The 13,486-nt window shown below is 59.6% G+C and carries 12 protein-coding genes; 7 read left to right on the top strand and 5 right to left on the bottom strand.

From position 1 onward, the window contains the following. Positions 1-25: 25 nt before the first annotated feature. The gene (locus ACK56M_RS11030; protein WP_013972014.1) at positions 26-1,333 is read right to left on the bottom strand and encodes an MFS transporter; all 1,308 of its coding nucleotides are present in this window, start codon (positions 1,331-1,333) and stop codon (positions 26-28) included. Between the two features lie 184 nt (positions 1,334-1,517). Here ACK56M_RS11030 and ACK56M_RS11025 point away from each other — a divergent pair, with 184 nt between their 5' ends. Next, positions 1,518-3,251 (top strand): IlvD/Edd family dehydratase, encoded by a 1,734-nt coding sequence (locus ACK56M_RS11025; RefSeq protein ID WP_054572970.1) that lies wholly within the window; start codon positions 1,518-1,520, stop codon positions 3,249-3,251. A gap of 510 nt (positions 3,252-3,761) precedes the next feature. Further along, positions 3,762-4,484, top strand: a complete 723-nt coding sequence (locus tag ACK56M_RS11020) for a FadR/GntR family transcriptional regulator (protein WP_024086746.1) — start codon at positions 3,762-3,764, stop codon at positions 4,482-4,484. A gap of 39 nt (positions 4,485-4,523) precedes the next feature. Here ACK56M_RS11020 and glsB read toward each other — a convergent pair whose 3' ends face one another. Then, positions 4,524-5,432 carry a glutaminase B gene (gene glsB, locus ACK56M_RS11015; protein ID WP_015269909.1) on the bottom strand — a complete coding sequence of 303 codons (909 nt, stop codon included), beginning with the start codon at positions 5,430-5,432 and terminating at the stop codon, positions 4,524-4,526. A gap of 200 nt (positions 5,433-5,632) precedes the next feature. Here glsB and ACK56M_RS11010 point away from each other — a divergent pair, with 200 nt between their 5' ends. Next, positions 5,633-6,670: a sensor domain-containing diguanylate cyclase gene (locus ACK56M_RS11010; RefSeq protein ID WP_316927896.1), complete on the top strand. Its 1,038-nt coding sequence runs from the start codon at positions 5,633-5,635 to the stop codon at positions 6,668-6,670. 554 nt (positions 6,671-7,224) lie between these two features. On the opposite strand, the gene ACK56M_RS11005 is transcribed toward ACK56M_RS11010, so the two are convergent. After that, positions 7,225-7,893 (bottom strand): HD domain-containing protein, encoded by a 669-nt coding sequence (locus tag ACK56M_RS11005; RefSeq protein WP_411959459.1) that lies wholly within the window; start codon positions 7,891-7,893, stop codon positions 7,225-7,227. A gap of 531 nt (positions 7,894-8,424) precedes the next feature. Here ACK56M_RS11005 and ACK56M_RS11000 point away from each other — a divergent pair. Next, a complete protein-coding gene (locus ACK56M_RS11000; protein ID WP_063915107.1) occupies positions 8,425-8,667 on the top strand; it encodes a hypothetical protein in 243 nt (80 codons plus the stop codon). 165 nt (positions 8,668-8,832) lie between these two features. Beyond that, positions 8,833-9,096 carry a DUF3077 domain-containing protein gene (locus ACK56M_RS10995; RefSeq protein ID WP_003256566.1) on the top strand — a complete coding sequence of 88 codons (264 nt, stop codon included), beginning with the start codon at positions 8,833-8,835 and terminating at the stop codon, positions 9,094-9,096. A gap of 114 nt (positions 9,097-9,210) precedes the next feature. On the opposite strand, the gene ACK56M_RS10990 is transcribed toward ACK56M_RS10995, so the two are convergent. Next, positions 9,211-9,978 (bottom strand): hypothetical protein, encoded by a 768-nt coding sequence (locus tag ACK56M_RS10990; protein ID WP_411959458.1) that lies wholly within the window; start codon positions 9,976-9,978, stop codon positions 9,211-9,213. 339 nt (positions 9,979-10,317) lie between these two features. On the opposite strand from ACK56M_RS10990, the gene ACK56M_RS10985 reads away from it, so the two are divergent. Beyond that, positions 10,318-11,370, top strand: coding sequence for a hypothetical protein (locus ACK56M_RS10985; protein WP_173585867.1), 1,053 nt, complete (start codon positions 10,318-10,320; stop codon positions 11,368-11,370). 2 nt (positions 11,371-11,372) lie between these two features. On the opposite strand, the gene ACK56M_RS10980 is transcribed toward ACK56M_RS10985, so the two are convergent. Next, positions 11,373-11,804 carry a very short patch repair endonuclease gene (locus ACK56M_RS10980; RefSeq protein ID WP_015269902.1) on the bottom strand — a complete coding sequence of 144 codons (432 nt, stop codon included), beginning with the start codon at positions 11,802-11,804 and terminating at the stop codon, positions 11,373-11,375. A gap of 29 nt (positions 11,805-11,833) precedes the next feature. Between ACK56M_RS10980 and ACK56M_RS10975 the strand changes: the two genes are divergently transcribed. Further along, positions 11,834-13,486 (top strand): DNA cytosine methyltransferase, encoded by a 1,653-nt coding sequence (locus ACK56M_RS10975; protein ID WP_015269901.1) that lies wholly within the window; start codon positions 11,834-11,836, stop codon positions 13,484-13,486.

Raw genomic sequence — 13,486 nt, 5'->3', positions numbered from 1 at the left:
TGTGCTCGCTTCTCGGTTGCGAAAATTAGCGGGAGGCTTCGGCTGCCCGCGAGGAAGCCAGGCGCTGGCGGCGCTCCAGGCGGTTGTAGACAACCCCGGTGAGCAACAGCCCGAACAGCATCACCACGGCCAGGAAATACAGCCCCGACGAAAGTTGCCCGGTGTGCTCCTTGAGCGCGCCGATACCGAACGGGCCCAGGTAGCCGCCGAGGTTGCCGATCGAGTTGATCAAGGCGATGCCGGCTGCGGCGCTGGCCCCGGAGAAGAACCGGCCCGGCAAGGTCCAGAAGATGGCGGTGCAGGAGAACAACGCGAATGCCACCAGGCACAGCGCTGCCAGCTGCATGACCGGCACGCTAAGCCAGGCACTGAAGAACAGGCCGATCGCCCCCAGGGCATACAGCAGGCCCAGGTGGCCATAGCGGTCGTTCAGGCGGTCGGAGCTGCGCGGCACGATCAGCAGGCCGATGATGCCGAACAGGTAAGGCACGGCCGAAACGAAACCGGTGACCAGGTCACTGCCGCCAAACTGGTGGATCAGCGTGGGCAGCCAAAGGCCCAGGCCGTAGATGCTCAGAGTCACCGGCAGGTAGAACAGCGCCAGCAACAGCACCCGGCTGTCCTTCAGGGCATGCAACGGATTGCCATGGCGGGTCTGGCCGAACTCGCGCAGGTCATTGGCCAGCTGTTCCTGCAGCCAGCTGCGCTGTTCGTCGCTGAGCCAGCGCACCTTGGCCGGGCTGTCTGGCAGCAGGCGCAGGGTCGGCCAGGCCAGCAGCACCGCGGGGGTACCGATGCAGATGAACAGCCATTGCCAGCCATGCAGGCCGTAGATGCCATCGAGCCCCAGCAGCGCACCCGAGAGCGGCCCGGTGATCAGCATTGCCAGCGGCTGGGAGAGGATGAAGAAGCCGAGGATCTTGCCGCGATGGCGCACCGGGTACCACTGGGTGATGTAGTACAGCACGCCCGGGAAGAAGCCCGCCTCGGCCGCCCCCAGCAGAAAGCGCATCACGTAGAAACCGTTAGGCCCGGTAACGAACGCCATGCCGACGGTGATTGCGCCCCAGGTGACCAGGATGCGGGCGAACCAGCGGCGCGCGCCAAAGCGGTCGAGCAACAGGTTGCTCGGCACCTCGAACAGGAAGTAACCAATGAAGAAGAGCCCGGCGCCAAGGCCGTAGGCCGCGTCACCCAGGCCGATGTCGGCGCCCATGTGCAGCTTGGCGAAGCCCACCGCGGAACGGTCGACATAAGCCACCAGGTAAAGCAGTACCAGAAAAGGGATGAGTTTCAGTGTGATCAGGCGGACGAGCCGCTGCTCCTGAATCATGGCGATGTCTCCAATTGTTCTTGTAATGGGTACAGCACCTGGCCGGGGACTTTTTGGCAGACCTCTGACCTGGGGGAATGATCTTATAGTATTACTAATTAAGCCAACAAGCCTTCACAGAGACCATTTTTATCAGTACAGTCGGTCGTACAACGACAAATAGTAATACTAATTAGGTGTTCCCATGTCTGATAACAAACGCCCACTGCGCTCCGCCCAATGGTTCGGCACCGCCGACAAGAACGGTTTCATGTACCGCAGCTGGATGAAGAACCAGGGTATTCCGGACCACGAATTCCAGGGCAAGCCGATCATCGGCATTTGCAACACCTGGTCGGAGCTGACCCCGTGCAACGCGCATTTCCGCAAGATTGCCGAACACGTCAAGAAGGGCGTGCTGGAGGCTGGTGGCTTCCCGGTGGAGTTCCCGGTGTTCTCCAGCGGCGAGTCCAACCTGCGCCCCACCGCCATGCTCACCCGCAACCTGGCGAGCATGGATGTGGAGGAAGCGATCCGTGGCAACCCGGTGGACGCCGTGGTGCTGCTGACCGGCTGCGACAAGACCACCCCGGCGCTGCTGATGGGCGCGGCGAGCTGTGACGTGCCGGCGATCGTGGTTACCGGCGGGCCGATGCTGAACGGCAAGCACAAAGGCAAGGACATTGGCGCCGGCACCATCGTCTGGCAGATGCACGAGGCCTACAAGGCCGGCCAGATCGACCTCAACGAGTTCCTCTCGGCCGAGGCCGGCATGTCGCGCTCGGCAGGCACCTGCAACACCATGGGCACCGCCTCGACCATGGCCTGCATGGCCGAAGCGCTGGGTACCTCGCTGCCGCACAACGCCGCCATTCCGGCGGTGGATGCACGCCGTTACGTGCTGGCCCACCTGTCGGGCATGCGCATTGTCGACATGGTGCGCGAAGACCTGCGCCTGTCGAAAATCCTCACCCGCGAAGCCTTCGAGAACGCCATCCGCGTCAACGCCGCCATCGGTGGCTCGACCAACGCGGTGATTCACCTGAAGGCCATTGCCGGACGCATCGGCGTGGACCTGCAGCTGGAAGACTGGACCCGCATCGGCCGCGGTACGCCAACCTTGGTCGACCTGCAGCCTTCGGGCCGTTTCCTGATGGAAGAGTTCTACTACGCCGGCGGCCTGCCTGCGGTCATCCGCCGCCTGGGCGAACACGGCCTGCTGCCCAACCCTGCCGCGCTGACGGCCAACGGCAAGAGCCTGTGGGACAACTGCCAGGCCGCACCGCTGTACGACGAAGAGGTGATCCGCCCGATCGACAAGCCGCTGGTGGCCGACGGCGGCATCTGCATCCTGCGCGGCAACCTGGCGCCCAAGGGCGCCGTGCTCAAGCCCTCGGCCGCCACCCCGGCGCTGATGCAGCATCGTGGCCGCGCCGTGGTGTTCGAGAACTTCGACGACTACAAGGCACGCATCAACGACCCCGAGCTGGATGTGGATGCCAGTTCCGTGCTGGTGATGAAGCACTGCGGGCCCAAGGGCTACCCGGGCATGGCCGAGGTCGGCAACATGGGCCTGCCGGCCAAGCTGCTGGCCCAGGGCGTGACCGACATGGTGCGTATTTCCGATGCCCGCATGAGCGGCACCGCCTACGGCACCGTGGTGCTGCACGTGGCGCCGGAAGCGGCAGCTGGCGGGCCGTTGGCTGCCGTGCGCGAAGGCGACTGGATCGAACTGGATTGCAAGGAAGGCCGGCTGCACCTGGACATTACCGACGAGGAACTGGCCGGCCGCCTGGCCGACCTGCAAGCCCCGCCGCAGTTGATCAGCGGTGGTTACGCCAAGCTGTATTTGGACCACGTCATGCAGGCCGATGAGGGTTGCGACTTCGACTTCCTGGTCGGATGCCGCGGGGCGGCGGTGCCCAAGCACTCGCACTAAGGCCTGAAGCCTGTCGTTTAGCGTCATCGGGGCTGCTGCGCAGCCCATCGCCGGCAAGCCGGGCTCCCACAGGTACGGCGCCCCCCCCCCAAGAGCTACGCGGTCCCTGTGGGAGCCCGGCTTGCCGGCGATGGGCCGCAAAGCGGCCCCCAGACCGCTTAATTGACTGGCATCAGGGCATGCCCGCGAACACCGGCAAAGCCGGTGCCATCCATCGCGCCGGATTCTTCGCGGGTAAACCCGCTCCCACAGGTACCGCGCTAGCTTCGAGGTGACGCTACACCTGTGGGAGCGGCTTCAGCCGCGAACACCGGCGTAGCCGGTGCCATCCACCGCGTCGCCTGCTTCGCGGGTGAACCCGCTCCCACAGGGACGGCGCAGGCTTCAGGCTCACGCGGTACCTGTAGGAGCGGCTTTAGCCGCGAACACCGGCGCAGCCGGTGCCATGCACCGCGTCGACGCGCTAATGCTATGATGCTGCCCCCGCCAGAAGGATCCGCCCCGCCCCACATGAACTACCGCCAGCCCACCACGCGCAAGAGCATGCACGCCACCCTGGTCCAGGACCTTGGCGTACAGATCGTATCCGGCCAACTCGCACCCGGGCAAAAGCTGCCTTCCGAGGCCAGCCTGTGCGAAGCCTACGCGATCAGCCGGCCGGTGTTCCGCGAGGCGATGCGCGCCCTTACCGCCAAGGGCCTGATCGAGGCCCGCCCGCGGGTGGGTACCCTGGTGCGGCCGCGCCATGACTGGCACATGCTCGACCCGGACGTGCTGCACTGGCTGATGCAGGCCACACCGCAACAGGAATTCTTCAACATGCTGAGCAGCGTACGCTGGGTCATCGAACCCGCCGCCGCCGCACTGGCCGCCACCAACGCCAGCGCCGACGACGTCGATTCGATCGCCGAGGCCTACCAGCGCATGGAAGCCGCCCGCAACCATGAAGAACGCCTGCAACCGGACCTGGACTTCCACGCCCGCATCGCCGACGCCACCCACAACGACCTGCTGGCCTACCTGTGCAACATGCTGTCGATGGCGCTGCGCGAGTCGGTGCGCTACTCCAACCAGCGGGCGAATTTCGACGAACTCGCCCTGCCCCGCCATAAGGCGATTCTGACCGCTATCCAGAACGGTGACGCGCTGGGCGCGCGGCATGCTTCACTGGTACAGCTTGAAGATGCCCGCGTGGCCCTGGCCAAGGTACTGGGGCAGGACCCGACGAGCTGAGGTATCGACCGGGCCTACCTCAGCCACCGGGCCCGCCGATCAGAACACCGACCAGCCGATACGCGAACTGAGCAGTTCGAGCGCCGCCATGCCGGCCAGCGAGTTACCCGCCGCATTCAACTCCGGCGACCACACGCACACTGTGAATTGCCCCGGCACGATGGCCACGATCCCGCCCCCCACGCCACTCTTGCCCGGCAACCCCACCCGATAGGCGAAATTCCCTGCTTCGTCATACAACCCGCTGGTGGCCATGATCGAGTTCACCTGCTGGGTCTGGCGCCGGGTCAGAATCTGCTCACCGCTATGCTTGCAGAACCCATCATTGGCCAGGAAACAGAACGCCCGAGCCAGGTCCAGGCAATTCATCTGCAGCGCGCAATAGCTGAAATAGCTGCGCAGCACCGTTTCCACCTCGTTATGGAAGTTGCCGAACGATTGCATCAGGTAAGCCATGGCCGCGTTGCGCGCGCGGAACTGATACTCCGAGTCGGCAACGCGGGCATCGATCGCGATATGGGGATTGCCCGATAGCCGCCGCACGAAATCGCGCATCGACAATGTGGGTGCAGCGAAGCGCGACTGGTTGATATCGCAGATCACCAACGCACCCGCATTGATAAAGGGGTTGCGCGGCCGACCGCGTTCGAACTCCAGCTGTACCAGCGAGTTGAACGGCTGGCCGGAAGGCTCATGGCCAAGCCGCTGCCAAATGGCTTCCCCGGAGTGCCCAATCGCCTGCACAAGGCTGAACACCTTGGAAATACTCTGCACCGAGAACGGCACCAGCGCGTCGCCTGCGCAGTAATAGCTGCCATCGTTGCCATAGACCGCGATGCCCAGCTGGTTCGCCGGCACATCGGCCAGCGCGGGAATGTAGTCAGCCACTTTGCCCTTGCCGATCAAGGGACGTACTTCTTCGAGAATCTCGTTCAACAGCGTTTGCATGAAAGGCCCTGTATCAGTCCCCAGACGACGGCTAAGGGGTAGCATTCTTGACGAAGATCGAGCGAAAGAAATCACACTCCCGGCAAGAAATTGTCGGCCGACCGTGCATCACGCCATGGCCTATGCTGTGCTTGTTTCGACGGTATACAGACCGCGCACCCGCCAGGTACCCAAGCCAACCAAGGAACGGAGGACCCACAATGCCAGCTTGCCCCTTGCCCGCTGACGAAGCGCTGCGCCAGCGCACGCTCGACGACATGAACCTGGTCGACACGCCAGCCGAGCATTACCTGGATACCCTGGTGCGGCTCACCCAGGACCTGGCCCATGTGGACACTGTGCTGATCAGCCTGATCGACCAGGACCGGCAGTGGTTCAAGGCCCGCATAGGCCTTGAGGCAAGCGAGACGACGCGCAGTGTTTCGTTCTGCGGCTACGCCATTCTCGGCGAGGATACCCTGATGGTGCCCGACGCCAAGTGCGACAGGCGCTTCGTCGACAACCCGCTCGTGCTGAACGCGCCCTACATCCGCTTTTACGCCGGCCACCCCTTGCGTGCTGGCAACGGTAAAGCCATCGGTACGCTGTGCATGTTCGACCCGCGCCCGCGCGTGCTCAGCGAGGCTCAACAAGCGAACTTCAGGGACCTGGCCACGCTCGCCGAGGGGTATCTGCAGCTGCGTACCTTGGCCCAGGTGAACCGCGATCTGCGGCTTGAAATGGATCGCGAACAACGCAAAGCCCTGCTCGACCCTTTGACACAACTGTGGAACCGCGGCGCGTTGTCGGCGTTTGAAGCGCATGAACGGCGATTGGCCGAGGTGAACGGCTTACAGCTGGGTGCGGTTTATGCCGACCTGGACCACTTCAAGTCCATCAACGACAAGTACGGCCATGGCGGCGGTGACAAGGTGCTTTGCGAAACGGCCCGTCGCCTGCGCGCGGCACTGCGCCCCGATGACCTGGTGGTGCGCCATGGGGGTGAGGAGTTTGTTGCAATTTTGCAGGTGAAGGACAGCGAAGAGCTGACCCGGATTGCTGAGCGGATTCGCGAACAGGTGGGTGCCAGCCCGATGCAGTTGCCCTGTGGCCAGTTGAACGTAACCCTGAGCATCGGGTGCACCCTGTTTGCCAAGGGAGAAACGCTGGATGACGCATTAGAACGCGCTGACAAAGGGCTTTATGACGCCAAACAGAATGGACGAAACCGGGTTGTCTACATAGCGCCACCTCTCTGAGACGAGCACGATCCGGGCTGTACGGCGTCTCTTCTCGCCTCTCAGCCCGGCTATTCATTGCCCCAGACCCCGCCCCGCTCGACACTCCCGCTTCGCCAAAGCTGGATTATCTGAATGCCCCAACACAGCGCTCAAACCCTGCGCCCCCCACCTGTGGGAGTGGGAGCGGGCGCGCCCGCGAACACGGGCGCAGCCCGTGCCATCCAAGGTAAACCCGCTAAAAAAGCTGCAAGCCACTCATCAATAAGCAGAACCGCATACAAAAAGTCTCCACGAACAAATCCGCCCTCAAAACTGCCCACATCTCCCTGACTTAGCAGGTTCCCCTGTAGGAGCGGCTTCAGCCGCGAACACCGGCGCAGCCGGTGCCATGCCCACGCCAGATTCTTCCCCGCCCAAACGCAATACTCAGGGCCATGAGACCACAGCTACCCGCCTCCAAAACCCAAGGCCTTGCACCTTGCCCAAAGGCACCTACCAAATCGATCAGCCATATGCAGTTCCAGGACAACTGGCCAACGCCCAAAACAACCTGCCAATCGCCCCAAGCCCCGTCACTGCATCCCTACCCCGCCGGCCCCGATCTCATCCATGAAATCCTCAAGAAACACTTCAAGCCGAGCATGGCGCTCAGCAGCCAGTCGAGCCCCTTCAGCAGTTTTAAACCCTGACGCAAGCTTGAGCAGCTTGGTATGAAAGTGCTCGACCGCATACGCCTTGTCCTGATACTCCCTCCCCCACGCAGTGGGGTTCTCGAAATCGTACAGCGCCGACCCCATTCGCCCGGAAACGTAAAAACACCGGGCAATACCCACTGCACCTATGGCGTCCAGGCGATCGCTGTCCTGAAGAATCCTGGCCTCAAGGGTGAGTGGTTCGAAGCCAGCCGAGTAGCTGTGGGTTTTGACTGCATGCGCCACCTGCTCGATGCGCTGCAAGGGCCAGCCCATATCAGCCAGGATTGACGCCGCCCTTTGTGCGGACAGCGTTGACGCCTGCCCACGCAAGGGCGAGTTCTTTTCTACTGCGACACAATCATGCAGCACAGTCGCCGCAAGCAGCACTTCCAGGTCGCCGCCTTCTGCGCGCTGTATCCGTTGCGCGTTGACCCATACGCGATGGATGTGGGACAGGTCGTGGGAGCCATCTGGCTGGTCAGCCGGTAGATACTTCAGCAGGTCAGCGGCAAAGCGCTGGAAAGGGGCAAAAGCTTCGATAGTCATCTTCGGTGCATTCCATGGGCTGCTATTTGGCGTCCGTTGCCAAGGGCTGGACCGTGACCTGCCTTGGTCCAGATGCGAGCGGGTCAGTTTCAAGGCTTGAGTGGCGAAAGTCCATGCTGGACCGTTTGTTGGCATCGCGACATAACTGGATACAGGGATTCGTGAGGGGAAAGCTTTTTGAGAGCCACAAACCGTTAACAGAGCAGCCGGCGTTGCATGCTGTGAAGGTGAATGGGCAAAAAAAGTCAGAATTAACCCCTTCCTTGTAGGCCATTTCCCAAAGATACTCCCTGCGCCTGTTTTTCGTTGCGGTCGTTTTTTCAGCGTTCTAGTCTCGGTCCGTCGTTGCATATCAACGACCGGCTTTGACAGGCCGCGACGATACACAGTGCATACCCGTTTATGGCGGTTGTGCATGGGGCACGCTCGCGTGCGCCGGTTTCTGTGTTCGCCGGTCTGTCAACCCATGCACAGCTGCCACCTTTCCGTTTGACAGCGGGCTGGCGGTGGCCCCACCGAGAACACAGTACGATGCTAAAAATAGTTCCTGATCCACCCCACACTCTCCAATCCCTCGAAGACACCCTGATCCAGGCCACGGATTACGCGCTGTGCGCGGCGACCGTTGTGCATCAGGCTATGTTGCTGCAGCCCAAATCGCCTGCGTCGATTCTGATGATGGCCTCGATGCATGAACTGGAGACGCTGCGAGCTTTGCTTGAGTCCGCACTGGTCCAGGTGCAGATGCCCACTGAGCCTAGGACTTTGCACTAAGGCTTCATTTATGTGTCGCCTGGGCTGCCCCTATCGCCAGCAAGCAAGGCCCCCACATGGATCTAAGCTGCGCCACAGATCTCGAGGCCTATGCAGTATTTGTGGGAGCTGGCTTGCCGGCGATGAGGCCAGACCAGGCACAAGAAATTTCGGGGAGATTGAACAATGACCACAGAAGAAACCAAATTCACCGTCGGCAAAACCACCTTCTACCAAGGGGAAAACCAGACCCATCCACTGTTCCGCATCGAAGCAGGCATCCCCTGCCAGAGCGCCCGCGAACAAGCCTCGGAGCTTATGGGCTACGCACGGGATATGACCCTGGACGGCTTGATGGAAGACAAACCCCAGCTGATCTGGGCTTCGCATTACCTCTGCGCCTTGGCTAAGGCGCTGATGGATGATGCCGAGCTGGGCATGATGCGCTGAAGAGTCAACTATCTCAGCACCGCCTTCGAAGGTTGGGCAAAGCCCAGCGCCGGAGGCATCTCACCCTCCCATTCCGAGACCTTCAAGTGAGCAGCCATACTACGAGAAACAAAGCTATACATTGCTCCGATTGAAATGATCGAGACGATCCAACAAGCGCATCATCATTTCCGACTCGCTCCCCATGCCCCCCGATTGGGCCACTTCGTTGATGCAAGCTTGAATTACCGGAGACCAGCGCTGCTCTGCCTGCTGCTGCAGTGACTCCAGCAACTGCAGCCCGCCGTAGTCTGCATCCATGATCACATCCCTTTCCGCCTGAAAAGCTGATTTGCGCTCCTCTTCCTGGCTGGCTGACGAAGTCGCGAGCCCCTCACCTTGCTCCCCACAAGCAACTCCCACAGCCGTTGGCTGTACAGACGCCACGAGGGCACCGATCAAGTCACCGGCCCTGCGAGTCATCCGCTGCACGGTACCCAACTGAGTATTTCGTCGGAGCTCGCATGGCAAAAAGAAATTTACTTGCTCCCCATAACCGAGCACTGCATCTCCCCACTCTCGCAGCGTCGCCTTCTCATCCCCACGAGGATAGTTCTTTCGCCCTCTAAGCCGAGCTATTGCTGAGTCGCTCAGCGTACTGGGGTCAATAAGGACCTTGTATTTGCGCAGCAGGTCATAGGCAACCTTCTGGGCTGGTGGCAACAAGCTCGAATCAATCTCCAGAGAGGGTTGCCCTTGACTGGTGATATCAGTCGTTTCCAAAAGACTCAACAACTGTGAAAGTTGATTGTGCTGGCTAGTAGCATCGGGAATGATCCAATCGGAGATCAGAGCCTGAGCCTGGCTAATGGATCGCAACTGGTTTTTTTGATCGATTGGCATCCATGTTCCTACGAAAAAAGTGATTTCGAGTCTGTCGTGAAGCGTTCAAGGGTCTGATCAACGCGAGCCCAGTACTTCCCCGGCCCTGCCCACTGGCCCCTGGTTATCCTTGGTACGGATAGCTCGACGCTGGGCCGCACGGATAGAGCACCACTCAGACATTTGATCTAAAAGCGCATTTCTGACCTGCCAGGACCATCCTCCAGCGGTTGCCTTTGATCGCTTACAAGCGCGAACCGCTGTACTCGGAAAGCTATCGTTGGCATTATTGGCACAACGCCACCACAGCGCAAACTCTCTTGTTTCAGGCAGTTGGATATGGAATTGACGGTGCGGGTCATGATGGCCGGTCGTGAGATTGACCGAATAACGCGGCCCCTTAAAAACGTCGATGGGGAGTTCTTCGTTTGGTACCGACGAAGAGAATGGCCCATTGAAGAAGGTTGCATACATGTCGATGCATTACCCGAGATACCCGCGACCTTGGAGAATGCAGCCCTTCTTGCTGACCTCAGACCGTTCCTCGACCTCATCGAAAAACCTCTGACCGTAGCTCTGACTGACTGTACAGCTCTGCTGCGATCCAGATTTCCAGAAGTGCCTGATGCTACCGTGATCTCCATAGCAACGCTCGCGCAGCTGGGGCTCAAGCTTGTTGCAAAGGAAGTTCTCATGGACTTCCTTGAGCTGCAGCATCAGTCCCGGTCACATGCCGAACCAACTCCTTCCGCCTCCGAACACGCTCATGCTGTGGCAGAGGACTCCTCATTTTTCGACTCGGCAGACGGCAATTTCGGAGAGCTGCCAGACGCAATAGCGGGGGATGATGACTGGTCATTCGACTGGCAGCCTGAGCTTGGGTGGAATGCAACCGAGGCAGACGACTCCGAGCTGCGCGACCTTGCTACAAAAACACAAAAGCTGATCGGCTCTCATGTAGCGTTAGAAACTGGGCTTCGCATCGAAAGCCTGGGCGAGCTACCCGCTGCTGACGACTGGAGGATTATCGCCCCTACCACAGCTGACAGGGACGTTCTCAGTGATGCTGAAACCGAGTCTCCGCTGCTCTTGGAAAATAATTTTGGACCTCGGGCGTCCGCACCTGCCGCTGCTGCAATAAGCTCGGCGCTACCCTCACCACACTTGGCGTTCATTGTCGAGAAAACTGCTGGGCTAGGCGAGGCAGCCCTTGAGGTACTAAGGTATTTTGCCGACAACCCTGATGACAAAAGCTCACATGCCGAGGAGTTCACCGGCATTCCGCGCGGAATGATCAACGCCCTCCTTACAGGAACGCTGAGCCGCTATGTTGAAAAAACCAAGTCAGGCGGCTGGGCATGCCATACGTGGGTCCAAGATGTTCTGGCCGCCATGGACGGCAACCTCGAGTGACGTCAGAGATTGTCAAGCTCCTCCCCTTGGACTCGGAGGAACTCCAACACATGCCCGAGAATTCTAGCCGGGCTTCTAAGCTCGCACTCCCAGATTGTGAGCACTTTCCATCCATCTGCTCTGAGCGCACGCCTGGCACGACCGTCTCTTTCGACATTTTGGGTGAATTTCGCTTGCCAGAAGTCTGCGCGAGTGTTGGGGGTAGTGGCGTAACGACAGCCATCATGGCGGTGCCAGAAACATCCATGGACAAATATACAGGTTCTGAATCTGGGGAGTACAATATCCGGGCTTCCCGGAAGGTCCCGGCGATGAAGCCGAAATCGGTAACCGTTGGCATGGAGGAAGCGCCGTACGATCATCTCAGGTCGTGTATTTCGCCCCTTGATACCAGCCATCATGCGAGATCGGGTTGCCGTGTCAACGATATCCATTCATCTCCCTTTTACAGCAGCGTGAATTCATGAGTCGTACCTATCCCATCCAGGTTGTGGATCTGTTTGCAGGGCCTGGAGGCCTTGGAGAAGGTTTTTCCTCTCACCTGAGCGATGGCGCTGAAACCTTTGAAATCAAGGTTTCAGCCGAAATGGAGACATCCGCAAGATCGACACTGCGACTTCGGGCGTTCTACAGACTTCTCAAGCGCGAATTCCCGGAAGCTCTTGAGGACTACTATCACTTCTGCGAGACCGCAGATGTGGAGAATCCTTACACCAGACGAAGCCATTCCGCTTGGAAACACGCTGACAATGAAGCACAGCAAATCGAACTGGGAACTCCAGAAGGCAACAACAAACTGGATGGTCTATTGGAGCATCGCCTCGATGAGTCCAAGCCGTGGGTCCTGATTGGCGGCCCACCTTGCCAAGCATATTCGATCATGGGGCGAGCCCGAAACCAGGCCAAGTCCGATTACAGAGCAGAAAATGATCACAGGCACTTCCTGTACAGAGAGTATCTGAGGATCATTCAGCGCAAACGACCCGCCATTTTCGTGATGGAAAACGTCAAAGGCATCCTGTCATCGACGGTGGGTGGTAATCAGATGTTTCCTCAGATCTTGCGCGATCTGGCAGATCCGGATGCCGCCTTCGGTGAAAGCACTACTGGGCCCAAGTATCGCATTTGCTCGCTTGTCACTGATGATATCTATGAAAGCGGAGCGGATCCGGACAGCGTATCCCCTGCAAATTACATCATCCATGCAGAGAGATTCGGAATACCTCAAGCCCGACATCGAGTGATTCTGCTAGGTGTTTCCGAGGAGTATCTGGGCGCAGTAGCTGATCACAAGCTGCTCGAGACCGCGTCTCCCAGTATTGACCAGGTCATCGGAAATCTGCCTCCCCTGCGCAGCACATTGACTCGCCAGGCAGATTCCCCTGAGCTCTGGGCTGACGTGGTCAAGCAACATCTCGCAGAGCTGGCCGAATCATGCGATGACAAGAACCATGACACTGCAAGCGGCGTCATGCTGGCGCGCCGACTTGGCATAATGGCTGACAGCTTTAGCAGCAACGGCTGGACAAATGGTGGCCTGCGAATGCTGAAACGCCCGGAATGGAGTGGCGAAACCGGAACTCATCTCGATGCATGGCTTCATGATCCTCGACTTCGCTTCTGGCTCAATCACGAAGCCCGAGGACACATGAGCTCCGACCTTCGTCGCTACGTCTATGCAGCGGTCTTTGCCGATGTCAAGAAGGGCTCCCCCAAGGGTCATCAGGACTTCGATTTGCCAGGTCTTGAACCTGACCACAAGAACTGGAAGACAGGGAAGTTCAGCGATCGCTTCAGAGTACAGCGGGCTGGAATTCCATCGACAACGATTACCAGCCACATCGCAAAGGATGGCCACTATTTCATCCATTACGATGCCAAGCAATGCCGCAGCCTGACTGTTCGCGAAGCCGCGCGACTGCAGACATTCCCGGATAACTATTTTTTCCTGGGTAACCGAACGCAGCAGTTCCACCAGGTCGGTAATGCGGTGCCACCACTTCTGGCGCGGCAGATTGCCGATGTCGTTGCAAGAATTCTGAAAAATGGCAAGAGCTCGGGAAATCCGGTAAAGCTGCCAATCAAGCAGTTCCGCATGTTCGAAACGGAGAGTTGA

It is taken from the genome of Pseudomonas sp. s4, assembly GCF_046764235.1.
GTDB classification, from domain to species: Bacteria; Pseudomonadota; Gammaproteobacteria; order Pseudomonadales; family Pseudomonadaceae; genus Aquipseudomonas; species Aquipseudomonas asiatica.
The sequence above is the reverse complement of the archived record's forward strand: the minus strand, read 5'-3'. Positions and strand labels throughout refer to the sequence as shown.

Excerpts from the sequence above, each read along its gene's own strand:
- ACK56M_RS11030 (WP_013972014.1), bottom strand. The coding sequence starts at position 1,333 with ATGATTCAGGAGCAGCGGCTCGTCCGCCTGATCACACTGAAACTCATC.
- ACK56M_RS11025 (WP_054572970.1), top strand. The coding sequence starts at position 1,518 with ATGTCTGATAACAAACGCCCACTGCGCTCCGCCCAATGGTTCGGCACC.
- ACK56M_RS11020 (WP_024086746.1), top strand. The coding sequence starts at position 3,762 with ATGAACTACCGCCAGCCCACCACGCGCAAGAGCATGCACGCCACCCTG.
- glsB (WP_015269909.1), bottom strand. The coding sequence starts at position 5,432 with ATGCAAACGCTGTTGAACGAGATTCTCGAAGAAGTACGTCCCTTGATC.
- ACK56M_RS11010 (WP_316927896.1), top strand. The coding sequence starts at position 5,633 with ATGCCAGCTTGCCCCTTGCCCGCTGACGAAGCGCTGCGCCAGCGCACG.
- ACK56M_RS11005 (WP_411959459.1), bottom strand. The coding sequence starts at position 7,893 with ATGACTATCGAAGCTTTTGCCCCTTTCCAGCGCTTTGCCGCTGACCTG.
- ACK56M_RS11000 (WP_063915107.1), top strand. The coding sequence starts at position 8,425 with ATGCTAAAAATAGTTCCTGATCCACCCCACACTCTCCAATCCCTCGAA.
- ACK56M_RS10995 (WP_003256566.1), top strand. The coding sequence starts at position 8,833 with ATGACCACAGAAGAAACCAAATTCACCGTCGGCAAAACCACCTTCTAC.
- ACK56M_RS10990 (WP_411959458.1), bottom strand. The coding sequence starts at position 9,978 with ATGCCAATCGATCAAAAAAACCAGTTGCGATCCATTAGCCAGGCTCAG.
- ACK56M_RS10985 (WP_173585867.1), top strand. The coding sequence starts at position 10,318 with ATGATGGCCGGTCGTGAGATTGACCGAATAACGCGGCCCCTTAAAAAC.
- ACK56M_RS10980 (WP_015269902.1), bottom strand. The coding sequence starts at position 11,804 with ATGGATATCGTTGACACGGCAACCCGATCTCGCATGATGGCTGGTATC.
- ACK56M_RS10975 (WP_015269901.1), top strand. The coding sequence starts at position 11,834 with ATGAGTCGTACCTATCCCATCCAGGTTGTGGATCTGTTTGCAGGGCCT.